The following is a 22,890-nucleotide window of genomic DNA, read 5'->3' on the forward strand; positions in this document are numbered from 1 at the left end:
TCATGGCAGAACAAAAACGTAACCGTCGCGAAGAAATACTTCAGGCGTTGGCCGCAATGCTGGAAACCAGCCCGGGTCAGCGTATTACCACCGCTAAGTTGGCGGCTAACCTCGGAGTTTCCGAAGCCGCTCTGTATCGTCACTTCCCTTCTAAGGCGCGAATGTTTGAAGGCCTTATTGAGTTTGTGGAAGACACCCTGCTGACACGTATTAACCTCATTATGAATGAAGAAAAAAATACGCTGTCTCGTTGTTACATGATTTTGCAGCTACTGCTGACTTTCGCTGAACGCAACCCGGGCATTACCCGAGTTATGACAGGCGACGCACTCATGGGTGAACATGACCGCCTGCGCAGTCGCATGGAAGACTTGTTTAATCGTATTGAAAGCTCAATTAAGCAGGTTCTGCGTGAAAAAGCGATGCGGGAGCAGCAGAAGTTTATTGTCGATGAGGCCGTTCTGGCAAATATGCTACTAAGCTATGCCGACGGTAAAATCAGTCAGTTTGTTCGTTCGAACTTTAAACGCTTACCTACTGAGCACCTGGCGGCGCAATGGCAAGTAATGGAACAGCAATTAGCAGGTGCTTAAGCGAACCTTGCTAATGAAGCCTGAGGCGTAGAACGGTTATTCCGTTTTACGCTCCCGGCTCAACAAATCGATAGCGGCTTGTTGCGGCTCTTTGCCTTCATAAAGGACCGCATAAATTTGCTCAGCAATGGGCATTTCCACACCATTTCGGGACGCCAGTGCGACCACCTCTTTGGTGTTACGATATCCCTCTACGGACTGACCAATGTCTTTTAACGCTTGCTCAACCGACTTACCTTCACCCAAAGCCAAACCAAAACGGCGATTGCGCGACTGGTTGTCAGTACAAGTTAAGATGAGATCACCAAGACCTGCCATACCGGTAAAGGTGTCGCTTTTTGCCCCTAGTTTCAGACCAAGTCGAGTCAACTCAGCTAAACCGCGGGTAATCAGTGCGGTACGTGCATTCGCGCCAAAGCCTATGCCGTCGGCCATACCTGCGCCAATAGCTATTACGTTTTTTACCACCCCACCTAACTGAACACCAATAAAGTCATTGTTGGTGTAAACACGGAAAGAGCGGTCGCAATGCAGCATGTCAGACAGTTCATCGACAAAGGTTTGGTCGGTCGATGACATAGAGATAGCGGTAGGTAGACCTTTCGCCATTTCAATAGCAAAAGTGGGCCCTGACAGGACCGCCAGCGGATGCTTGTCCGCAAGAATCTCTTCAGCGACTTCATACAGAAGTCGGCCAGTATCCGGTTCCAGACCCTTGGTTGCCCACGCAACTCGGGCATTCTCTTTCAGCAACGGCTTCGCCTGCTTTAACATGCTGGAAAATGAATGACTTGGCACGACCACAACCACGTTGTCGACGTGTTTTAGCGCCAACTCCAGGTCATCGGTCACTTGCAGAGATTCAGGGAACGGACAGCCAGGTAAGTAAGCAGCGTTTTCTCTGGCTGACTTCATTAGCGCGACTTTCTCAGAGTCCCTGCCCCACAACATTGTCGGGATGCCTTTTCGCGCAAAACAAATAGCAAGGGCGGTCCCATAAGAGCCCGCCCCTAATATCGTCACCTGTGGTGTTTGCATTATCGCGTTCGCTTAAGCGTCAGCAGTCTGTTGACCCTGAGCTTGCTCCGCTTGCTGCTGCATGTGACGTGCAAAGATAGCGTCAAAGTTAACTGGTGCTAAGTTCAACTGAGGGAAAGTTGCACGGTTAACCAGGCTCGCTACACACTCACGTGCATAAGGGAACAAGATGTTCGGGCAGAAAGAACCCAGCATATGCGCCAGTTGACCTTCCTGAACTTCTTCACCAATTGAGAAGATACCTGCTTGATGTACTTCACAAAGGAAAGCAACGTCGTCTTCAACTTTGTTGGTCGCTGTCAGCGTCAGTACCACTTCGTAAACGCCGTCTTCGATTTTCTCGTGCTTAACGTTTAAATCCAGTTTCAGATCGGGCTTCCACTCTTTGCGGAATACATTCGGAGAGTTTGGCGTTTCAAAAGAAATGTCTTTTGCATAGATACGCTGGATAGCAAATTGTGCTTGTTGCTGTTGGTTTTCGGCTGCTGCGCCGTTTGCTTGCTGTTCTTCAGCCATGATTTTACTTCCTATTCACTATGAGTTTTCAATTCGTTGTTATTATTTCTGCGAAACCGGCAGTTTGTCATTACGCCAGGCGTTCATGCCACCTTGTAATACCGCCACTTGCTTATAGCCCTCAGCGGTTAACTGAGATGCGGCTGCTTTTGCCGTCATTCCTGTTGCACAGACTAACACAATGGGGGCGTCTTTGAACTTTTCAATAGACGTTAAGCTTTTTTGTTTAATTTTGTCCATGCTTAAGTGCTTTGAGCCGTGAATGTGGCCTTTTTTGAATTCATCCTGGTTACGAATGTCAACAAAAATGCCATCGCCACGGTTAACCCAAACCGTCGCTTCTTGTGGCTGTAGGCTCTTAATAGGTGACATCGCGGAACGCACATAAGTAATAATAAGCGCAACCAATAACACCACCCACAGGCCACTCATCATGGGGTTTCGGCTAATGAAATCTAACAGTTCTTGCATATAAGCTACCACTACCAGAGGGTTTCAGAAAAATCTCGCGGGCAAAGAGTATACCTGTACAAATTTCAGTTGCCAGTAAAATCTTGAATGGATGCGGATGCGCCAGAAATAAAGTAGAATAATTCTCAACAATGCATTGCAAAAGCTAAACGAAGAGGCCCTTTATGAGTCATACGATTAAACCTTTGGTTCTACTGATTCTTGACGGTTGGGGATACCGAGAAGACGCACCGGACAATGCCATTTCAAATGCTCAAACACCTGTGATGGACCGTCTTTGGGAGCAATATCCACATTGCTTAGTCGATGGCTCGGGCGGCGCAGTGGGACTTCCTGACGGACAAATGGGCAACTCAGAAGTCGGTCACGTTAATTTAGGTGCAGGTCGTATCGTCTATCAGGATTTTACGCGCATTAGTCAGGCAATTTCTGATCGCAGTTTCTTTAAAAACCCAGTGCTTTGCAATGCATTGGCAAAAGCGAAAGATGCATCCGGTGCGGTGCATATCATGGGGCTGCTGTCACCGGGTGGGGTACACAGCCACGAAGATCATTTGATTGCGATGGTTGAAATGGCAGTCGAACAAGGCGCTAGTGACGTTTATGTGCATGCATTTTTAGACGGCCGCGACACGCCACCGAAGTCAGCCAAAACAACAATTCAGCGATTTGAGGCCCTATTCGCCCGTTTAGGAAAAGGCCGTTTCGCTACGCTCAGCGGCCGCTTTTACGCAATGGACAGGGACAACCGCTGGGACCGCATAGAAGAAGCCTACAAGGCGATTTACCACGGACTTTCCAGTACAACCAGTCCCAATGCGTTAGATGCACTGGAAGACGCTTACGAACGCGGCGAAACTGACGAATTCGTAAAGCCTACGGTTATTGCGCAATCCGCACCGGTCAAAGACGGCGACGCTATTTTCTTTATGAACTTCCGCGCGGATCGCGCACGCGAAATGACACAAGCCTTTATTAATGAAGATTTCGACGGCTTTGAACGCGGACCGCGTGCAAACACCTCTGACTTCGTCATGCTGACCGAATACGCAGATACTCTGAAAACCTCCTGTGCGTTTCCACCTGAGCAACTCAATAACGTACTCGGCGAGTGGTTGGAAAAACATGGCAAAACCCAGCTGCGAATTTCCGAAACCGAGAAATACGCTCACGTGACTTTCTTCTTTAGCGGTGGACGCGAAGAGGAGTTTGAAGGTGAAAAGCGTGTATTAATTCCATCACCGAAGGTTAAAACCTACGACTTGCAGCCTGAGATGAGCTCTGAGCAATTGACCGATGAACTCGTCAATGCCATTGAGTCACAAGCCTTTGATGTCATCATTTGTAACTATCCGAACGGTGACATGGTCGGTCACACCGGTAATTTTGACGCCGCAATTAAAGCCTGCGAGGCCGTTGATCACAGTGTTGGCCGCGTTGTTTCCGCACTGGAAGCAGTTGGTGGTGAATGCTTAATTACCGCTGACCACGGTAATGCGGAGCAAATGAGCGACAATGAGACCGGGCAAGCACATACAGCGCACACCAACGAGTTGGTTCCCTTCATTTACGTGGGCCGAAACGCGCAGGCTCGCGACGGTCGCTTATCAGACGTAGCACCCACCATTTTACATTTAATGGGTATGGAGCAGCCGGAAGAAATGACCGGACAAACCTTAATGACGCTGAAAAAGTCATGATAAAAGCCTTTGCTTTAATGCTGTCAATCGCCTGGCTGATACTTAACGGCCAGGCGTTTGCGCAGTCTTACAGTGAAGAGGACAAAGCGGCCACTCAGGCTGAAATTGAAGCGTTAAACGCAGAATTAAATAAACATCTGCAAGCCATTGAGAGCCGTGACGAAGAGCTGTCTGATATTGAAAGTCAGCTGCGACGCTTAGAACTAAAAACCGCCGAAATCGCCGGTACTATTCAAAAAACCTCAACAGAGCTTCGCCGCATTAATACGGAAATTGACAAGGCGCAACAAGAGTTAGAGCGCTTACAGGCGGAGCAGAAACAGCAGCTTTCTTTGCTGGAAGAACAAATTACTTCAGCCTACATCAATGGTGATCACGATTTTCTTAAGATGCTGCTTAACCAGGGTTCTCCTGCGAAGCTTGAACGGTTGCTGACTTACTATCAGTACATGAATGATGCTCGTATTGAGGAAATCAAGCAAATAAAACAGACCCAAAACGATATAGAGCAGCTCAAAGCCCAGCTGACGAGCAAAAAGGCGGATGTCGTTGCACTTCGTGAACGGCAAGCTGAACAAAAGAAACAGTTAGAAAGCCAGCAGAGAGCTCAAGAAGACACTCTCGCAAAACTGCAAGCCGAGCAGCGTAGCGATAAAGCTAAAATTAAGCAGTTAGAGCAAAGCCGCGAGCAATTAGAGCAAGTATTAGCAGCCATTGAAGCCGCATTAGAGCGGCAGGCCGATGTTCGTCTGGTTGGCTTAAAACCCGTTAAATCACAATTAAAGTGGCCCAGTGACGGCAACGTTCGTCGTGTGTTTGGTCAACGCCGCGAAGGTCCGGTTGACTGGAAAGGGGTGCTTATAGAGGGCAGTAATGGACAAGAGGTTCGCTCTATTGCCGATGGCCGTATTGTTTATGCGGACTGGTTACGCGGTTTTGGGTTAGTTATTGTGGTTGACCACGGCGAAAATTACATGAGCCTGTACGGACATAATCAAGCCTTGCTTAGAACCGTTGGCGAAAAAGTGAAGAAAGACGAAGAAATAGCGCTTATGGGTCAATCGGGCTCTCGCGACAAAGCGTCTCTGTACTTTGAAATTCGTCACCAGGGTAAACCTCAGAATCCAAGTCACTGGATACGCTAATGAGATACCTCCAGGTGATAATAGCGTTGGCGTTTTTTGTCGCCAGTAGCACTCAGGCCGCAAAAATTGCCATAGTGATTGACGACATCGGTAATCATAAAAGTCATCTTGACGCTGCTCTGTTGCCCGGTAAGGTATCTTTCGCGGTTCTGCCCTATACACCTTATGCTCGCTCGTTCGCGTTACGGGCGCATCATCAGAAGAAGCAAATTTTGCTGCACATGCCGATGGAAGCCGTCGATAATATCTGGTCTGGTCCCGGCGAAATCACGTCGGTTATGAGTGCACAGCAAATAAAACTGCAACTTACTGATGCGCTGGAATCCATCCCCTACGTCGAAGGTATGAATAACCATATGGGGAGTAAACTCACGCAGTTGCCTATTCCTATGCACGCCGTCATGGAAACCCTGTCCTCTCGACAGTTATTCTTTCTGGATAGCCGCACGACAGAGTTTAGTGTGGCCGAAGAGACCGCTAGATCATTGGGCGTTAAATCCAGTCGTCGACACGTATTTTTAGATAACGAGACAGACGACGCTTACCTGACCCAGCAATTCACAACGCTCATAAAACACGCAAGGAAGCATGGTTCGGCTATCGGCATTGGACACCCTTACCCTGAAACGCTGGCATTTCTAAAAAAGCATTTACCGGAGCTGGAAGAGCGAGGTATTGAGTTGGTTTTTGCGTCTGAGCTCACCGCTGTGTCGAGTCGTTCGATGTCGCCTCTTCCAGTGACGTCAGCAAAATAAGCGCTTCATCGCGGGTGTCTTTGCAAATATCGTAGTCCGCCGTAAAAGCTTCACACACAGCAGGACGCTCTGGCTTACCAAATAGCCGGCACAAGTTATTTTCATCGAGTTGAACACAACGAACCCCGGCCGGTTTACCATTCGGCATGCCGGGGATAGGTGAGCTAATGGATGGAGCTACGCAGCAGGCGCCACAACCAACGCGGCACTGCATTTAGCTCATAGCAACGCGAAGCTTCTTCATGGCGTTCTGCTCAAGTTGGCGAACACGCTCAGCAGACACTTCATACTTCGCGGCAAGATCGTGTAATGTGGTTTTGTCTTCTGACAACCAGCGTGACTGCACGATGTCCTGACTGCGTTCGTCAAGCTCACTCATCGCTGTCAGCAGCTTCTGTTGGTTATGAGACTCGTAGTCTTCTGCCTCAATTTCAGCGGCTAAATCTGAGCGCTTATCTTCCAAATACATTGCCGGAGAATAAGTGCTTCCTTCCTTAGAGTCATCGTCATCTGAACTCAATTCAAAAGCTTGGTCATGGGCACTCATTCGTGACTCCATTTCCAATACTTCTTTCGTGCTCACACCAAGTTCTTCAGCGACCGTTTCCACTTCTTTCTGGCTGAACCAACCCAAACGCTTTTTCATTTTGCGCAGGTTGAAGAATAATTTGCGTTGCGCTTTGGTGGTCGCTACTTTCACGACGCGCCAGTTACGCAGAACGTATTCATGAATTTCTGCCTTAATCCAGTGAACGGCAAAAGAAACCAAACGGACACCAACAGACGGGTTGAAACGCTTAACGGCTTTCATCAAGCCAATGTTGCCTTCCTGAATCAAATCGGCTTGTGGCAAACCGTAGCCAGAATAACTACGGGCAACGTGCACAACGAAACGTAAATGAGACATGATAAGCTCACGCGCTGCATCTAAGTCGCCTTCTTCATAAAGTCGAGTTGCTAAGTCTTTCTCTTTTTCAGCGCTTAGCATAGGTATACGGTTGACTGACTGAATATAACCGTCCAGTCCTCCCCCTTGGGGAACCGATAATGCCATGGTGCTTAATTCAGTGCTCATTTAACAACCTCTAATAAAAAAACCGACAAAATACCGCTTAATCGTCAGTGTCTAAGACCCTATTTCGGCCTAAAAGTTCCGTTCAGATCATTGGCGATCAGACAAATCAGTATAACTAAGACTATGGCTTTCGCAACTCTAATTTATTCAGGTTCGATACTCTGTATGTGACGTCTTACAGCAAGGTAAGAGCCTGCCAGCCCAAGACCAATTGCGATAACCCAAATAGCGATTAATTCACTAAATGTCAGACCATCTAACTGAAACTGACTGTCGTATAAGTTTGTGACATTTAATACGGCACTTTCAATCCACCAGATCAATAAAATGGTCACTAGCCAGGCAAAAATTCCACCTATAAACCCGTACCAGGCACCGGTATACAAAAATGGGCGTTGAATGAAGGCATTCGTCGCCCCCACCAATTTCATAATGACAATTTCATCGCGTTTCGAGAGTATATTAAGGCGAATGGTATTACCGACAATCAACACCACCGACAAACACAACACTAACGCTAATGCACCTAAGGTGTCTTCAATTAAGTCCAGTATTGCCTGCAACCGGTTTAGCCATTCAATGTCCAGTTTGGCATGCGCGACTTCGCGCTTATTCTGGAACTCAAGCAACAGCGCTTCAGCCTGCTCTACCGTGCGATAATTGTCTGCAGGTATCACCACGAGAACATCGGGTAACGGGTTTGTCGTCAAATAATCAAGCGTTTCGCCAAAGCCGGACTGCTCTTTAAACTGCTCCAGCCCTTCGTCCTTGGGTACCCAGCGTACAGATTCGACTTTATCAGACAGGCTCGTCTGAGTTTTGAAGGTTTCAATTTCCGAGGTTTGTAGGTCTTTTTTCAAAAATAGCGTAACTTCAGACGCCTGCTGCCAACTGTCAGTAATGCTACTGGTATTTTTCACCAGTACGTATAACGACGACGGCAATGTTAAACTTAAGCCCAGCACGGCCATAGTCATTAACGACGCGAAAGGGTTACGCCACAGCTCACCGAGGCTGGCAATTGCTTGCTGAACATGATGCACCGGTACCATAATGGCGCGCCGCCACCAGGGTAAACGTCCGCGATTACTCGCTCCTTTTTCGACGCTGCGGTTGCGAAATAACAAACTCATAGCTCGTTATCCTCCAAACCGTCGTTGATCATGCGTCCGTCTTTCAACGTCAGCGTTCTGTAACGCAATCGCGCAATCAGGCCTAAGTCGTGCGTTGCTATAAGTACCGCAACCCCCACTTTATTGAATTCCTCAAACAAGCGGATAATTTCCATCGATAGCTTAGGGTCCAGGTTACCGGTAGGCTCATCGGCCAGCAGTAAGGGGGGTTTCGTGACAATGGCGCGGGCAATTCCCACTCGCTGTTGTTCACCGCCAGAGAGCATTTGCGGGTAATGCTTAACCTTGTCCCCCAAACCAACTTTATCCAAGGCCGCCTGTACTCGTTTGCGCGCTTCCTGGACGCTATAGCCTTCAATGATGAGCGGCAAAGCCACATTATCGAACACCGTCTTGTCCATGAGCAATCGGTGATCCTGAAAAATCATGCCTATGTCGCGGCGCACATAAGGCACTTGTGATGGCTTAATGTTTCTGAGGTCATGGCCGTTAATCAGCACGCGTCCCGCAGTCGGACGCTCCATCAAACTAATTAGCTTCAGCAAGGTACTTTTTCCCGCCCCGGAGTGGCCGGTTAAGAACGCCATTTCACCCGGTTTTACGTGGAAATCGACATGGCTTAACGCCTGATGACCTCCCCGATAGGTTTTACTGACTTGCTCAAAGCGGATCATATTAATTCGCCGTTGTGGTTTCTGATGCCTCTACATTACGGTCAAATAACGCCGCAATAAAGTCTTTCGCTACAAATGGGCGTAAATCTTCCAGACTTTCGCCAACACCAATGTAACGAATTGGAATGGCAAACTGGTCTGCAACCGCAAATATAACACCACCTTTGGCGGTACCGTCGAGTTTGGTCATAACAATGGCGGATACGCCCACTGCTTCAGTAAACAACTTAGCCTGGCTAATAGCATTTTGTCCCGTGCCAGCGTCCAGCGTCAGCATGACTTCATGCGGCGCTTCCGGATCGAGCTTTTTCATCACCCGAACTAACTTTTTCAACTCTTCCATTAAGTTCGCTTTGTTCTGCAAACGCCCTGCCGTATCAGCAATAAGGACGTCTGTGCCACGCGCTTTCGCGGCTTCTAAAGCGTCATATAAAACGGAAGCACTGTCAGCACCGGTATGCTGGGCAATCACCGGTATGTCATTACGCTCTCCCCAGACTTGCAATTGTTCTACCGCAGCAGCCCTGAACGTATCACCGGCTGCCAGCATGACTGACTTACCTTCGGCTTTGAATTGTTTTGCTAACTTACCAATGGTAGTGGTTTTACCCACGCCGTTGACACCTGTCATGAGAATAACGTATGGCGAGTCAGAGTTCGGAATCTCTAATGGCTTATCGACAGGCTTTAAAATGTCCGCGAGCTGTTCTTGCAACAATTCGTAAAGCGCTTCAGCGTCTTTCAGTTGCTTACGATCCGCTTGCTGTGTCAGGTTGTCGATAATTTTCGTGGTGGTTGCCACGCCTAAGTCAGCCATAAGCAACTGGGTTTCGAGCTCCTCAAACAGATCATCATCAATTTTCTTACCGCGGAATACGCCGATAAGACCCGAGCCAATAGAGCCGGATGTTTTACGCAACCCCTGCGTTAAGCGCGCCCAAAAACCTTTCTTCTGTCCTTTTTCCTGAATTTTTGTGTCGACGGGTTCGGCTTTCGGGGTCTCGACTTCTTTCAGCTCTTCTGTTGCCGATTCTTCTGGCACGGGTTGTTGCTGAGCACGAGACTCAGCTGTCACTTGTGCGCAATCTTCTGCAGCACTTGGCAGTTCTTCAGGCGCTTTTTCGGGAGCTTTTGCTGGTTCTTTCTCAGGCTCTACCTCTGTTTGCTGCGCTTCATCGGACGCTTCCGGCTCGGCTTGCTGCTCACCCTCAGGCTGATCCTCAACAACCGTTTCTTCTTCTGGCTTTTCGACTTCAGACTCTTTTTTATCACGCTTCTTTTTAAACAGCGAAAACATCGACATATAGGTTTCCTTGGAACTGACACGCAGGAATCGTTAAACTTATGGCTTTAGTTTACCATGCTGTTTATAAACTGACGACGGTCTGAATAAAGGAACTCATTGTGGCCAGAAAACGTGCGGGAAAGACCCGACCCATTCCAGCAACCGGCGACTACCGCATCATCGGTGGAAAGTGGCGCGGCAGGCGCTTGCCCATAGCCGACAGCCCCGGGTTGCGTCCTACAACGGACCGAGTGCGTGAAACTCTATTTAACTGGCTACAGTGGGACATTGTCGATGCCAACGTGCTGGATTTATTTGCCGGCAGCGGCAGTCTGGGCTTTGAAGCAAGCTCGCGTGGTGCAGCCCAAGTCACATTGGTTGAGTCTGAAAATAAAGTCAGCAAACAACTGAATGACAATGTATCACTGTTACAAGCTACCGGTATGGAAGTTGTTACCGCTAGTGCACTCAGCTGGTTAAAAACGCCAACTAGCAGCCGCTATGACATTGTGTTTATTGATCCCCCATTTCGTCAGGGGCTCGCTACGTCAGCTATAGCTTTGCTCGATGAGCATTCATGGTTGGTGCCGGACAACCAGGTGTATTTGGAAACTGAAAAAGAATACGAGCTTAAGCTTCCCCAAGGTTGGCAGCTTTTAAAAGAGAAGACACACGGCCAAGTGTGTTTTCGTTTACTGACAAAGGATATCAAATGAACGTTATTATTATTGCCGGCAAAATCGTGTTTGCACTTATCTGGCTGGGCCTATTTGCGATTTTAGGTGGTGCAACCGGTGAGTTGAGTAGTCAGTCGATAGGGCTTTTAAGTGTCTTGTTGGCGGTTTTGGTCATTATGCACCTGCTGCTTCTGGGCGTATTCGTTGCCACCATGAAGCAGCATTTACCGTGGAAAAAAGGCGACAGTTGGCAAATTCTCGCGTTTGGTATTTTCGCCTGGTTGTCTATTCTTCAGCGTCCAAAGCAAGACCAAGGTTAGACACGCCCTCATCACTGAGCATCATTTTTAGCTGTTTCACTAGCGCGCTATTTACTGTAGGCTGTTGCTCCAGAAAATTGAGCATGGCCTGCTGAATGGCGATTTCGTACTCCATCAGCTCGTGGTTATCGACGTGCTCTTTTAAGTTTTCAGTGCCCACGTCCTCAGCGTCGTTTAATTCAATAAATTTCGCCACACTCGCCTGCGATATTTTTGCAACATCTAATAAGTTAGCGGCGTTATCGTCCATCAATCCCTGAAGTAAGGTGCTTATTGCCGTGCAAGCATCCATAGCGGGGTACACGCCCAACATGTCATGTCCGTGCTCGCTCGGTGTTTGTTCGTCGACCTTTTCCTGCCAACGGGCAAAATTCACTTTGGTTTTCTTCGGGTTTACTACCCAGTCCCAACACGCATTGAGTGAACCGTGCAGCGGTTTACTGTCGCCAAAGCCAGTGAGGTGATGGAAAAAGTCGTAGTTAGGTACCATGCGCTCGCACAAGTAAAGTGCCAGAACAATTTGCTGTTCGCGAGGCAGCTCGCGAATACGTTGAAACGTATTAAGTTGACTCACGTTGAAACTCCGAAAGTGCGTTCGCTGAAGGGTTTAGGTTGCGAAGATTTGGCTGTCGTCGTTAAAGGTTTTGAATTCCAACGCATTACCGCAGTAATCGTAGAAGAACATCGTACCCTGCTCGCCGGGCTTGCCTTTAAAGCGAATATAAGGCTCGATAACGAACTCGATACCCGCCGCTTTAACTCGCTCTGCCAATGCTTCCCAGTCGTCGCGCAATAGTACCACGCCAAAGTGAGGAACGGGAACGGAGTGTCCATCAACGCCGCTGTGGTTTTTTAAGCCTGCAACGTCGGGTGCTACGTGAGTGACAAATTGGTGACCGAAGAAGTTCCAGTCTATCCAGTCGTCACTGCTGCGTCCCTGAGGAAGCCCAAGCACATCACCGTAAAACGCTCGGGCATTGTCCAACGAACTAACAGGAATGGCTAAATGAAAAGGTCGTACGTTGGTGGTGTCTGACATACTGCTAACTTGCCTTACCGGTTAGTGACTGAGTTTTGCTGCCGCAACTGTATCGGGAGACCGGCGCCACATTCTGACACCAATCGACAATACCAGTAGCGCCCAATTTAATGGTGGAATGAAACCGGCGGTCAGCACGGCTAGTAAATTCCACAAAGGCTTCTTCTGATGTTGGCCCACTAATACGTAAAACAACAATGCGGCTACGAGTCCCTGGAGTACCATTAGGCTCAATAGCATAAGTCTTTCCTTCTCGTTATGTGTGTAACGCTTTTTGCGTTTTTTTCTTTTTATTGCCGACATTTTTTCGGCTGAGATAACTCTACTGAATTATGACGAAAGTGTAAAATTTTGTATAAATTGTTGAATTAAAAAGCAAAAAACCGGCTCGATAGCCGGTTTTATTTATTAAACATTATACTTTTAATCGTTAACGGCGATTAAAATGCGTTTAGCGCCTTGTCTAAATCGGCTTTCAAATCATCCAGATCTTCAATACCCACCGATACACGTACGAAGTTATCCAGAATGCCTAACTTCTCACGGTTTTCTTTCGGTACCGAAGCATGCGTCATAATAGCCGGGTGCTCAATTAACGACTCGACACCGCCCAAGCTTTCCGCCAAGGCGAACACTTCTACCGACTCCAGGAATTTGCGCGCCGCTTCTAAATCGCCTTTCAGCAAAATAGAAATCATGCCGCCAAAGCCCTGCATTTGCTTTTTAGCCAGCTCGTGCTGAGGGTGGCTTTCAAGCCCCGGATAAATCACTTTTTCCACTTTCGGATGTTGTTCAAGCCACTTGGCCAGTTCCATTGCCGCTTCGTTGTGGTGACGCATACGCAATGCCAGCGTTTTCACGCCGCGCAACGCCAGGTAAGAGTCAAACGGACCGGCAATAGCACCTGCAGAGTTCTGTAAGAACAGCATGCGCTCAACCAGGTCGTCATTGTCGCCAACAACTGCGATACCGCCAACCATGTCTGAATGACCGTTTAAGTATTTGGTTGCCGAGTGCATCACCATATCTGCGCCCATTTCCAGCGGACGCTGGTTAAATGGCGTCGCGAAGGTGTTGTCCACCACCACAATAATGTCCGGGTTCTTTTTCTTCGCCAGTTTAACGATGGCTTCAATATCAACCAGCTTAAGCATCGGGTTGCTTGGCGTTTCCACCCAGATCATGCGGGTGTTGTCCTGAATACTGGCTTCCACAGCGCTTAAGTCAGCTAAGTCGACATAAGAGAACTTCAGGCCAGCAGAGCGACCACGCACTTTATCGAATAAACGAAAGCTGCCGCCGTATAAATCATCCATAGCAACGATGTGATCGCCGCTATCTAATAACTCCAGAATGGTCGAGGTTGCTGCCATACCTGACGCGAAAGCCAGACCCTGCTTACCACCTTCTAATGAGGCAACGGAACGCTCCCAAGCAAAACGCGTTGGGTTATGTGAGCGCGAATATTCAAAACCTTTGTGCTGACCCGGGCTTTCCTGTGCGTAGGTTGAGCTGGTGAAAATTGGCGGCATAACCGCGCCCGTTACCGGCTCAGGAGACTGCCCGCCGTGAATGGCGCGCGTCGCGAATTTCATTGTTTTTTCATTTGCCATGATTCAAGTTCCTTAATCTACAACAAGCATTACAGCAGGTTTTGAGAACGCATCCAGTCATCGTTGAACAGCTTGGACAGGTAACGGTTACCCGTATCGCAAGCTAGTGTTACAACGCGTTTTGGTTCGGTTTGTTGTTGGCAATAGCGCAGCGCTGCGGCAATTAAGTAGCCGCTTGAAGAGCCCACCATAACGCCTTCTTTTTCTAATAATTTACGCGCTGTTGTCAGACCTTCTTTGTCCGATATCGCAAATGCCGTGTTCGCCAATTTGATGTCGCAAATTTTTGGCACAAAGTCTTCACCGATACCTTCTGCCAGCCAGCTGCCCGCTTCCACTTCTTCGTTGCGGTTTACCAACGGTTCAAGAATAGAGCCTTCCGGGTCTGCAAGTACCAAATCAACGTCACTGTTCTGCTCACGCAAATAACGACCAATGCCCGTCAACGTACCACCCGAACCAACACCACAGACAAAAGCATCTAACTTGCCGTCCATTTGCTGCCAAATTTCAGGTCCGGTGGTTTTATAATGAGCATCAACGTTTGCCGGGTTCTCAAACTGGTTCACATAGTAGTAACCGTTTTCTTCCGCCATGCGCGCTGCCATGTCCTGATAATATTCAGGGTGACCTTTTTGCACGTCGGAACGAGTCTGTACAACTTCGGCACCCATCGCTCGTAAGTTATTTACTTTTTCCTGACTCATTTTATCCGGCATAACAATTTTCAGCGGATAACCTTTGCTTGACGCAACTAGCGCTAAGCCTAATCCAGTGTTACCTGCGGTTGCTTCAATAATGGTATCGCCCGGCTTTAACTTGCCTTGCTTTTCCGCTTGCTCAACCATTTCCACAGCAATACGGTCTTTAATAGAGCCGCCCGGATTCTGCAGCTCTAATTTCAAATACAGCTCGCAAGGGCCGGTGTCCATGTTGGTTACTTTCACCATTGGCGTATTGCCGACCATTTCCAGTACAGTATTAAAAACTTTCATATTGGGTCGCTTTGTTGTCGTGTGTTTGGTTCAATAATGGGGCATTATCCCTTGACTGAGCTCGCTAAACAACCATGAGCTTAGAACCGGATGATAGTTGTTATAACCAATACCCAGATGAGGCTGTTATGCTGGACTTACGCAGTGATACCGTTACCCTTCCAAGCGCCGCTATGCGTGCCGCTATAGCCGATGCAACCGTTGGCGATGATGTTTATGGCGAAGACCCTTCCATTAACGCGCTGGAAAAGCGTGTCGCTGAATTACTGGGTAAAGAAGATGCCCTGCTGTGCAGTTCCGGTACGCAAAGCAACTTACTGGGTATCATGAGTCATTGTCGGAACGGCGACGAGTACATTGTCGGGCAGGAGTACCATACCTATCGTTATGAAGCCGGCGGTGCTGCGGTTTTAGGCGGTGTGGTACCACAAACAGTAGAAGTGGAAGCAGACGGAACCTTGTCGCTCGACACCATTGAGCAGCGTATAAAGCCGGACGACCCGCACTTTCCTATTACCCGTTTACTAGCATTTGAGAATACCCACGCCGGCCAGTTAATTGACCAGACCTATTTTGATGAAGCCCGAATTTTGGCGGATCAGAACGGTTTGTCCATGCACTTAGACGGCGCACGTTTACCGAATGCCGCTATTGCCAGTGGTCGCAGCATGGCGGAATTGGCTGCGCCTTTTGACAGTGTGTCTTTGTGTTGTTCGAAAGGTTTGGGCGCTCCGGTCGGATCGTTACTGGCAGGCTCCAAAGAACTGATTGCCCGCGCCCGTCGCTGGCGCAAAATGGTCGGCGGCGGTATGCGCCAGGCGGGGTTTGTCGCTGTTGCCATTGATTACGCGTTAACACACCAGTTTGAGCGCATTCAGGACGACCACGACAATGCTAAGTGGCTGTTTGAACAACTTTCGGAGCTGCTAGCAGGTACCGAAGCTAAAGTTCGCTATTCCGGCACCAATATGACCTTTGTTGAACTGCCAGACAGTTTACCGGCAGACGGCTTACGGGAGCTTATGGCAGAGCATGATATTAAATTACCCGGCGGGCAGAAATTACGTCTAGTGTGTCATTTAGATGTTAGCCGGGAGCAGCTCAAGCGTTTTATCGAGCTGTTTAAGCAGTGGCTCCAGTAGCCTGACGTTTTACGTCAGGTTAGGTGTCGGACATTCCACCACAGATTATTATTTACACATAGATGACGGCGGGTAGATCGCACCTGATGCAATAGCATCAGGCTACAAGCTTTGCACCTGATCAATCAGCCGATCGAGGGCCCGATAGTTGAGGGCTTCGGCCAAGTGCTGCTGTTCTATGGTGTCGCTTTCAGCTAAGTCGGCGATGGTTCGGGCTAAACGAAGGGTTCGGTGATAGGCTCGGTGTGACAGTTTCATCTTCTCAGCCGCTTTTGCTAAAAAAGCTTCGCTTTGTTCGGACAAAAGGCATATCCGCTTCAAGGTTTTGGGTTTTAACTCGCTGTTTAAACAGCCCTGTCGCTTTAATTGGCGCTGCCGGGCTTTCTCGACTAAGCTTTTTGCCTGAGCTGTCGTCATTTGGCCACCGCGCTTAATGCCACTATTTAAACGCATGGATTCAGTTTCTCTCGGTACCATCACCTGAATGTCGATACGATCCAAAAGCGGACCCGACAGCTTATTGAGGTATTTAAGAATTTGGTCGGGTGTAGAGCGGCAATTAGCTAAGGAGCCGTCGAACTGACCACAAGGAGAGGGGTTCAATGCACAGACAAGTTGGAAGTTGGCCGGGAATTTAACGCTATGCCCCGCTCGGCTAATGGTGACCTCACCGCTTTCAAGTGGCTCGCGCAGACAGTCCAAAACGTGCCGACTAAATTCTGGAAGCTCATCTAGGAAGACTAAACCATTGTTTCCTAATGATATTTCTCCCGGACGTATTGAATGACCAGCTCCAGATCCACTACCTCCTCCAACTAGAGCCGCCGCAGTGCATGTATGATGAGGCGATCTCACTTCACGCTGCGTCAATGCCTCTGTACCATGATAGTCAAAACATACCGATTTCACTGCGGCTATTTCCATCGCCTCTTTCTCAGTCAATGACGGCAATAGTCCACTCAAGCGTTGCGCCAGCATAGTTTTACCCGTACCCGGAGGCCCAACGAACAATAAATGATGCTTGCCCGCAGCGGATAATAGCAAAGCACGTTTTGCCTGCTCCTGCCCGACCACATCCGCTAAATCACCCTCACTAACCGAGTCTTGCTGCCCCCAGTCTATTGGCTTGGATTCTCGAAGCGGCTGATGTTCATGCAAATGCTCGTACACACTGACCAAATCGGCAGCTAACCAACTCTTTTGCTCACGGACTAAGCCTGCCTCCTGTTGATTCGCAATGGGTACAAACGCCTGACGCTTTTTTTCACGACAGGCTAACAGTGCTGGAATGAGTCCGTTCACAGCACGCAGTTCACCGGTTAAGGCCAATTCCCCGTAAAATTCCGCCTGCTCTAAAATGGTGTCGGGTATTTGCCCTGATGCAGCCAATATACCCACGGCTATAGCTAAGTCGTAACGAGCACCGGTTTTGGGTATATCGGCCGGTGCTAAATTAACGGTAATACGTGTCGCCGGCGGATATTCAAAGCCCGCGTTCATTAAGGCAGTTTTGACCCGATCCCGCGCTTCCTTAACCGTGGTGGCCGGCATGCCCACCATAGTAAACCCTGGCATTCCCCTTGCCAGATCAACTTCAACCCGAATTTCCGGTGCATGAATGCCTATTAATGCCCGTGTGTGCACTCGCGCTAACGCCATCTGTCTCTCCGTGACTGAACAACGGCATCACTATAAGTACAAACCTCATTGCCGTCTGTAATCCAGTAACGTCAAGCGTTGACCGACATCGTGCCTTTCCTCACTTGATTTTACCCCCAACTCTGTCATCATCCTGCCCTAATTAAGAACAAACCGAATAACCAAAGGTCACCAACAACATGTTCCACCAACTGAACCAACAGTGTCGAAAAGGTCGGTATATAGCACCATTGCTATTACTGGTTTTGGTGCTGTGTTGGGGACAAAACTTTGGTTGGCTGGAAGGCTGTCCTAACCATCAAGATGCGCCAGTGGCGGAACAGCTTGCAGAAAGCCATACGGACTTGGGTGCAAAGCACGAAAATGCCAAAGCCGACTGCGACAAAACGGCGCATTTATTGCAGCAGTTTCAGTCCGACATAACCTATGCAGCGCTGTCTTTCTTTATTCTTCTGACGTTGGTGTTGAAAGCCGCTGTTTATAAACAGTTAGCGCCTCCGCTCTTTTCCTTTTCCTGTAAAAGGCGACCCCACGCCGTATTTTGTTGCTTTCTGGAGTAGCCCTTCCGACGGATTCTTATCGTTGGAATACTAACTTCAGGAGTAATGTATGAATAAAATTTTACCGTTTTGGCTGCTATCGCTTATTGCTTCGTTGCTGCTTTACAGCGCGCAAAGCCTAGCAGAAACGCCGTCTACCGGTTGGCTGAGTCATGACGATCATCCGCCGGTATCGGTGAAGCTGGAGCTCACCGGTCACTATGAGGCTGAGCGGAACCTACTACCCGCCCTGCTGCATGTTGAGCTGGATGAGGGCTGGAAAACCTATTGGCGTTCACCGGGCGAAGGCGGCATACCGCCGACTTTTGACGCGTCCGAATCATCCAATATTGAAAACATCGAATGGCACTGGCCGGTTCCTTCACGCTACAGCATTCAGGGCATTGATACCGTGGGGTATCAAGGGTCGTTGACCTTTCCGTTAATGATAGAGCTGAGTCCGGATACTCGACAGGCGCACATTAGCGGAACACTAACCATGTCGTCCTGTACCACCGTTTGTGTGTTAACAGATTACCCGATTGATCTGCGTATTAATTTAGACACATTGACCGTCGACAGCGATCGCGCCTTTGCCTTTAACCAGGCTATGGGCAAAGTGCCTCGCGAATACAACAGCAATGCTGTGAAACAAGCGATTTGGTCTGACGCCAACCAGCGCATTCAACTGACCATAGAGCGCGATAGCGGCTGGCAAGATCCGCAGCTGTTTATCCACAGTAACGATGAAGCCTTAGCAGATGCCACCTTTTCGTCTCCTGACCTTAAGGTTACAGGAAATACGCTAACGGCAGATATTGAGGTCAGTCACTGGCTTGAGTTGCCGGACTTGGGCGATTCAGAACTTACCGCGACGGTCAGTGACGAGAACTTCGCCGCAGAATATCAGGTTCATCTAACCGCAGGCACTATTGCTGATAACGCACCGCCACTTTGGGCTATTCTGCTCATGGCCTTAGCCGGTGGCCTTATTCTGAACATTATGCCCTGCGTGTTACCGGTACTGGGCCTGAAAGTACAAAGCCTGATGCTTTCCGGAGCACAACAACCCCGCGTGGTGCGTCGGCAGTTTTTCGCCTCATCGCTGGGCATTATCAGCTCATTCCTGGTCATTGCTTTAGGGCTTATGGTGCTTCGCTGGTCCGGTGGTTCAGTCGGCTGGGGTATTCAATTCCAAAATCCCTATTTCATTGCGGCACTGGTGGCTATTACCTGGTTGTTTGCACTGAACTTAATGGGCGCCTTTGAGTTTAAATTGCCGTCTTCCATAAGCACCAGTGCAGCAACCGCTGGTGATGACAGCTACAAAGGGCACTTCCTGCAAGGTATGCTGACCACCGTATTGGCAACGCCCTGCACGGCACCATTTCTGGGCACCGCTGTCGCCTTTGCCTTAGCCGCGGAGTCATCGGTTATTCTGTTGATTTTTGCCGCCTTAGGCGTTGGCATGGCACTGCCCTGGTTGCTTATAGCCATGTTCCCGAAAACCGCAAAGTTACTGCCCAAGCCCGGTCGCTGGATACAATGGGTGAAACCGATATTTGCCATTATGATGCTGGCAACCACGGTTTGGCTGACAACCTTGCTGAAAAACTTTATCTGCAACGAAGTATTCCTGGCGCTAACCGTCGGTTTATCGGTTCTGACATTGGTGATTATTGGTAAGGTGCATGGCCGCAAGGCGCTGTTTTTATCCATTGGTGGCTTTTTGGTATTCGCTGCCGTTGTCGGTACAACGTTAATTCTTACTGCTGACCGCTGGGTCAACAAACTTCCACAGGACCACCAATGGCAGCCACTAACCCAGCAGCGGATTGAGGAGGCCGTTGCCGATGGCCAAATCGTGTTTGTGGATGTGACCGCTGACTGGTGCGTGACCTGCCAGGCCAATAAGGTGGGCGTATTACTGCAAGACCCGGTATTTACCGCTTTAGGCCAGGAGCACGTCACCCGTCTGCGTGGCGACTGGACCAAAGCGAACGAGAGCATTACACAATACTTAAAGGTCAACAATACCTTTGGTGTGCCCTTTAACAAAGTCTACGGACCCGGCGCTCCGGACGGTATAACCCTGCCCGTAGTACTCAGTAAAAACAAAGTTATGGACGCGCTGGAGGATGCTCGTGAGCAATAACAAAGCGAAACCGTCGTGGGCAAAGCGGCTACGAACCGCAGCGCTTTATATTGTCCTGTTTTCGGTCGTCGCTTTCGTAGTCGATGCCTTTCGTAATAGTAACGTGCCGGAGTCTGTTCCGGCAGAACTCTCGTCACTGACAGACATTAACGGCAAACAATATAACTTACACGAACTGAGCAAAGACGGTCCGGTCATGCTGTATTTCTGGGCGACCTGGTGCCCGGTTTGTCCGGCGGTATCGCCTACCGTTGACTACGTTGGTAACCACTACCCAACCGTTAGTGTGGCTTTGCGCTCCGGCAACAGTGACAAACTGACTCGCTATGCACAGGCAAAAGGGTATGAGTTTCCTATTGTTAACGACAACCTCAACCGCGTCTCTAATGGCTGGCAGGTATCTGCCACGCCCACCATCATCATTATTAAAAACGGTGACATTGTGTCGGCCACAACCGGAGTCACAACGCCCTCCGGTTTGTTTATCCGCCTTTGGTTTCACCAGTTTTTTTGAAGTAACCAATTTTTAAGTAGGAAAGTCGTATGAATTTTATCTATAAAACGTTTTTCATCGTTGCTTTTATCTTTAGCAGCAACGTATTTGCGCAAGATTTAAACCCACAACAAGAAGAAGATTTGGAGAAAGTCGAACAGCTATTGCGTGAAAACCCGCAGCTAATTTCAAACATTCACAGGGGCTTGCAGCGCTTTTTAGAACAGCAAAATGAGCAGAAAAACGCCTTTGCTAACCACCAGGAATGGCTGTATCAGTCGGCGGCACATCCAATTTTAGGTGACCAAAATGCGCCGCATAAAATCATTGTGTTTACCGACTACAACTGTCCGTTTTGCAAAGAATTAGAGCCCGGACTGCATAAACTGATTGAGGAATACCCGTCTATTCAGGTCGTGAATATTTTCGTGCCTTTACGCCAACAGCAGGTCGATGGGCTCAAAACCAACTCAGCACTCTATGGGCTGAACCTGTGGCGCAATGACCCTAAGGCGTTCTTTGAAGCCCACAACTTAATGATGAAAAAGTCGGGCATGCACACCGCTGAGTCACTGGGGAGTGTCGCGCAAGTCACGGGTACCGAGGCCTTTTTGTCACCATCCGGCGAGAACGAGGCAGTTATTCGCAAAAATATGTCAGCATTTCGCGACTTAGGATTTCGCGGCACACCGACCCTTATTATTGGTCAGCAGGTAACACCGGGTTACATCCCTCATGACAAGCTGGAGGCTATCGCCGAAACGCAGTTTGACTTAGATTAACCGCTCGTTACCAGTAATTTTCGGACGTCACGTTGCCCGGTTTGCGCCGGGTATTCTTCGCAAGCCCCAGTTCCGCCAGCGCGGCGCGCGACTCCTTTATCATGTCGGGGTTACCGCAAAGCATCACTTGCGCGCTGGTATCTAAAGACGTTTCGACTGCTTCGCTTAATTGGCCTGAACGAATCAATTCAGGTATGCGTGCAGAAAACGCACCCGGAATGCTTTCGCGGGTAACTACCGGCTGATAGCCCAGCTGCCCGGGGTATTCTTGTTGCCACTGCTCAATTTGCCCTTGATAAACCAAATCTTCTGCCACGCGTACACCATGCACGAGGTTGATGCGTTTGAATCGTTCCCATGGCTTTTCGGTTCGCAGCATGGAAATAAACGGGCCAATGCCAGTGCCGGTAGAAAGCATCCACAAGCTGTCGCCGTCCGGCACTTCGTCCAGCGTGAAAAAGCCGCCAGCAGGCTGAGTGATATTCACACTGTCTCCCGGCTGCAACTGAGCGAGCTTAGTGCTGACCTCGCCGTCTTCGACTTCGGCTATGACAAAATCCAATATGGCTTCGCCGGGTGCACTGGCCAGCGAGTAGGCACGCAATAACTGCTCACCTCCAACATTCAAGCCCAAACGCACAAACTGCCCGGCTTTAAAGTCAAACGGCTCGGCCACCACTCTCAAACTGAAAACGCCAGAACTCCAACGGTAATTCTCGACAACTTTCCCACTAATCCATTGGATCATACGGCTGACTCAGTCCTTATTCTGGTTTTTGGTCGCTTCCAGTTCTTTTTCTAACAGTTCTACGCGCTCACGCAGGCGTAACAGCATTTGCTGCTGTACGTCCAGCTCTTCGCGAGTGACTAAGTCGAGTTTCGACAGCTGCGACTGCAGGGTTTGCTTAACGCGCTGCTCCATATTTCCGGCCAGCTCTTTCACACCGGCTGGCATGCTGTCGTTAATTTGGCGAGCAATATTTTCAATGGTTTTGTTGTCCATAAGTCTCTCTTTGTGTAAATCGTTGCTTATTCATTTAGCTTAGCAGGAGATTCAGGTAAAATCCGAGCTTCTTATCGGCTTTTTCACG

The 22,890-nt window shown here is 49.0% G+C and carries 27 protein-coding genes; 11 read left to right on the forward strand and 16 right to left on the reverse strand.

Features of this window, described 5'->3' with window-relative positions:
* Positions 1–2: 2 nt before the first annotated feature.
* A complete protein-coding gene (gene slmA / locus CEW91_RS11385; protein WP_053953203.1) occupies positions 3–593 on the forward strand; it encodes a nucleoid occlusion factor SlmA in 591 nt (196 codons plus the stop codon).
* Positions 594–629: 36 nt separating this feature from the next.
* On the opposite strand, the gene gpsA is transcribed toward slmA, so the two are convergent.
* The 3 genes from gpsA to CEW91_RS11400 are packed head-to-tail and all read right to left on the reverse strand — an operon-like array spanning position 630 to position 2,618.
* On the reverse strand, positions 630–1,631 hold the full coding sequence (gene gpsA / locus CEW91_RS11390) for an NAD(P)H-dependent glycerol-3-phosphate dehydrogenase (protein ID WP_088769140.1): 1,002 nt from the start codon (positions 1,629–1,631) through the stop codon (positions 630–632).
* Positions 1,632–1,643: 12 nt separating this feature from the next.
* A complete protein-coding gene (gene secB, locus CEW91_RS11395) occupies positions 1,644–2,147 on the reverse strand; it encodes a protein-export chaperone SecB (protein WP_088769143.1) in 504 nt (167 codons plus the stop codon).
* A 42-nt stretch (positions 2,148–2,189) separates the two neighbouring features.
* Entirely contained in the window at positions 2,190–2,618 is a 429-nt protein-coding gene (locus CEW91_RS11400) for a rhodanese-like domain-containing protein (protein ID WP_088769145.1), read from the reverse strand.
* Positions 2,619–2,782: 164 nt separating this feature from the next.
* On the opposite strand from CEW91_RS11400, the gene gpmI reads away from it, so the two are divergent.
* Genes gpmI through CEW91_RS11415 form a run of 3 tightly spaced genes read left to right on the forward strand, consistent with a single transcriptional unit; the run spans position 2,783 to position 6,218 of the window.
* Entirely contained in the window at positions 2,783–4,318 is a 1,536-nt protein-coding gene (gene gpmI, locus CEW91_RS11405) for a 2,3-bisphosphoglycerate-independent phosphoglycerate mutase (RefSeq protein WP_088769147.1), read from the forward strand.
* Positions 4,315–5,463: a murein hydrolase activator EnvC family protein gene (locus CEW91_RS11410; protein ID WP_088769149.1), complete on the forward strand. Its 1,149-nt coding sequence runs from the start codon at positions 4,315–4,317 to the stop codon at positions 5,461–5,463. The genes gpmI and CEW91_RS11410 overlap by 4 nt, the downstream gene beginning before the upstream one ends.
* The gene (locus CEW91_RS11415) at positions 5,463–6,218 is read left to right on the forward strand and encodes a divergent polysaccharide deacetylase family protein (RefSeq protein WP_088769150.1); all 756 of its coding nucleotides are present in this window, start codon (positions 5,463–5,465) and stop codon (positions 6,216–6,218) included. Before CEW91_RS11410 ends, CEW91_RS11415 begins: the two co-directional genes overlap by 1 nt.
* Here CEW91_RS11415 and CEW91_RS11420 read toward each other — a convergent pair.
* The 5 genes from CEW91_RS11420 to ftsY all read right to left on the reverse strand — a co-directional run bounded on the left by CEW91_RS11420 (position 6,163) and on the right by ftsY (position 10,403).
* Complete coding sequence (locus CEW91_RS11420) at positions 6,163–6,432, reverse strand: YkgJ family cysteine cluster protein (protein WP_088769152.1); 270 nt, start codon at positions 6,430–6,432, stop codon at positions 6,163–6,165. The two genes, CEW91_RS11415 and CEW91_RS11420, sit on opposite strands and share 56 nt — an antisense overlap.
* Positions 6,433–7,293: an RNA polymerase sigma factor RpoH gene (rpoH, locus tag CEW91_RS11425; protein WP_088769153.1), complete on the reverse strand. Its 861-nt coding sequence runs from the start codon at positions 7,291–7,293 to the stop codon at positions 6,433–6,435. It lies immediately after the preceding gene.
* Between the two features lie 143 nt (positions 7,294–7,436).
* Positions 7,437–8,426 (reverse strand): permease-like cell division protein FtsX, encoded by a 990-nt coding sequence (gene ftsX, locus CEW91_RS11430; RefSeq protein WP_088769155.1) that lies wholly within the window; start codon positions 8,424–8,426, stop codon positions 7,437–7,439.
* The gene (gene ftsE / locus CEW91_RS11435; protein ID WP_088769157.1) at positions 8,423–9,100 is read right to left on the reverse strand and encodes a cell division ATP-binding protein FtsE; all 678 of its coding nucleotides are present in this window, start codon (positions 9,098–9,100) and stop codon (positions 8,423–8,425) included. The genes ftsX and ftsE overlap by 4 nt, the downstream gene beginning before the upstream one ends.
* Before the next feature lies 1 nt (position 9,101).
* Positions 9,102–10,403, reverse strand: a complete 1,302-nt coding sequence (ftsY, locus tag CEW91_RS11440) for a signal recognition particle-docking protein FtsY (RefSeq protein WP_088769158.1) — start codon at positions 10,401–10,403, stop codon at positions 9,102–9,104.
* Between the two features lie 101 nt (positions 10,404–10,504).
* On the opposite strand from ftsY, the gene rsmD reads away from it, so the two are divergent.
* Positions 10,505–11,101, forward strand: coding sequence for a 16S rRNA (guanine(966)-N(2))-methyltransferase RsmD (gene rsmD / locus CEW91_RS11445; protein ID WP_232506972.1), 597 nt, complete (start codon positions 10,505–10,507; stop codon positions 11,099–11,101).
* Positions 11,098–11,382: a DUF1145 domain-containing protein gene (locus tag CEW91_RS11450; RefSeq protein WP_088769162.1), complete on the forward strand. Its 285-nt coding sequence runs from the start codon at positions 11,098–11,100 to the stop codon at positions 11,380–11,382. The genes rsmD and CEW91_RS11450 overlap by 4 nt, the downstream gene beginning before the upstream one ends.
* Here the strand turns inward: CEW91_RS11450 and CEW91_RS11455 are convergent.
* The 5 genes from CEW91_RS11455 to CEW91_RS11475 form a co-directional block, all read right to left on the reverse strand.
* Positions 11,348–11,956, reverse strand: a complete 609-nt coding sequence (locus CEW91_RS11455; protein WP_088769164.1) for a YjaG family protein — start codon at positions 11,954–11,956, stop codon at positions 11,348–11,350. The two genes, CEW91_RS11450 and CEW91_RS11455, sit on opposite strands and share 35 nt — an antisense overlap.
* A 33-nt stretch (positions 11,957–11,989) precedes the next feature.
* Positions 11,990–12,421: a VOC family protein gene (locus CEW91_RS11460; protein WP_088769165.1), complete on the reverse strand. Its 432-nt coding sequence runs from the start codon at positions 12,419–12,421 to the stop codon at positions 11,990–11,992.
* A gap of 21 nt (positions 12,422–12,442) precedes the next feature.
* A complete protein-coding gene (locus CEW91_RS11465; protein ID WP_053953218.1) occupies positions 12,443–12,661 on the reverse strand; it encodes a hypothetical protein in 219 nt (72 codons plus the stop codon).
* A 200-nt stretch (positions 12,662–12,861) separates the two neighbouring features.
* On the reverse strand, positions 12,862–14,034 hold the full coding sequence (locus CEW91_RS11470; RefSeq protein WP_054490908.1) for a cystathionine gamma-synthase: 1,173 nt from the start codon (positions 14,032–14,034) through the stop codon (positions 12,862–12,864).
* A 29-nt stretch (positions 14,035–14,063) separates the two neighbouring features.
* The gene (locus CEW91_RS11475) at positions 14,064–15,029 is read right to left on the reverse strand and encodes a PLP-dependent cysteine synthase family protein (RefSeq protein WP_088769167.1); all 966 of its coding nucleotides are present in this window, start codon (positions 15,027–15,029) and stop codon (positions 14,064–14,066) included.
* Positions 15,030–15,157: 128 nt separating this feature from the next.
* Here CEW91_RS11475 and ltaE point away from each other — a divergent pair, with 128 nt between their 5' ends.
* Positions 15,158–16,171 (forward strand): low-specificity L-threonine aldolase, encoded by a 1,014-nt coding sequence (gene ltaE, locus CEW91_RS11480; RefSeq protein ID WP_088769418.1) that lies wholly within the window; start codon positions 15,158–15,160, stop codon positions 16,169–16,171.
* 102 nt (positions 16,172–16,273) lie between these two features.
* Here the strand turns inward: ltaE and CEW91_RS11485 are convergent, their stop codons facing one another.
* A complete protein-coding gene (locus tag CEW91_RS11485; RefSeq protein ID WP_088769168.1) occupies positions 16,274–17,830 on the reverse strand; it encodes a YifB family Mg chelatase-like AAA ATPase in 1,557 nt (518 codons plus the stop codon).
* A gap of 179 nt (positions 17,831–18,009) precedes the next feature.
* Between CEW91_RS11485 and CEW91_RS11490 the strand changes: the two genes are divergently transcribed.
* Genes CEW91_RS11490 through CEW91_RS11505 form a run of 4 tightly spaced genes read left to right on the forward strand, consistent with a single transcriptional unit; the run spans position 18,010 to position 21,799 of the window.
* Entirely contained in the window at positions 18,010–18,390 is a 381-nt protein-coding gene (locus CEW91_RS11490; RefSeq protein WP_088769170.1) for a hypothetical protein, read from the forward strand.
* Positions 18,391–18,439: 49 nt separating this feature from the next.
* Positions 18,440–20,524, forward strand: a complete 2,085-nt coding sequence (locus CEW91_RS11495) for a protein-disulfide reductase DsbD family protein (protein WP_088769172.1) — start codon at positions 18,440–18,442, stop codon at positions 20,522–20,524.
* A complete protein-coding gene (locus tag CEW91_RS11500; RefSeq protein ID WP_232506973.1) occupies positions 20,508–21,038 on the forward strand; it encodes a protein disulfide oxidoreductase in 531 nt (176 codons plus the stop codon). The genes CEW91_RS11495 and CEW91_RS11500 overlap by 17 nt, the downstream gene beginning before the upstream one ends.
* A gap of 29 nt (positions 21,039–21,067) precedes the next feature.
* Complete coding sequence (locus tag CEW91_RS11505; RefSeq protein ID WP_088769175.1) at positions 21,068–21,799, forward strand: DsbA family protein; 732 nt, start codon at positions 21,068–21,070, stop codon at positions 21,797–21,799.
* 7 nt (positions 21,800–21,806) lie between these two features.
* On the opposite strand, the gene CEW91_RS11510 is transcribed toward CEW91_RS11505, so the two are convergent.
* Both CEW91_RS11510 and CEW91_RS11515 read right to left on the reverse strand, forming a co-directional pair.
* A complete protein-coding gene (locus CEW91_RS11510) occupies positions 21,807–22,547 on the reverse strand; it encodes a ferredoxin--NADP reductase (protein ID WP_088769177.1) in 741 nt (246 codons plus the stop codon).
* A 9-nt stretch (positions 22,548–22,556) separates the two neighbouring features.
* A complete protein-coding gene (locus tag CEW91_RS11515; protein WP_011233471.1) occupies positions 22,557–22,802 on the reverse strand; it encodes an accessory factor UbiK family protein in 246 nt (81 codons plus the stop codon).
* Positions 22,803–22,890: the final 88 nt, after the last annotated feature.

Source organism: Idiomarina piscisalsi (genome assembly GCF_002211765.1).
In the GTDB taxonomy this organism is placed as follows: Bacteria; Pseudomonadota; Gammaproteobacteria; order Enterobacterales; family Alteromonadaceae; genus Idiomarina; species Idiomarina piscisalsi_A.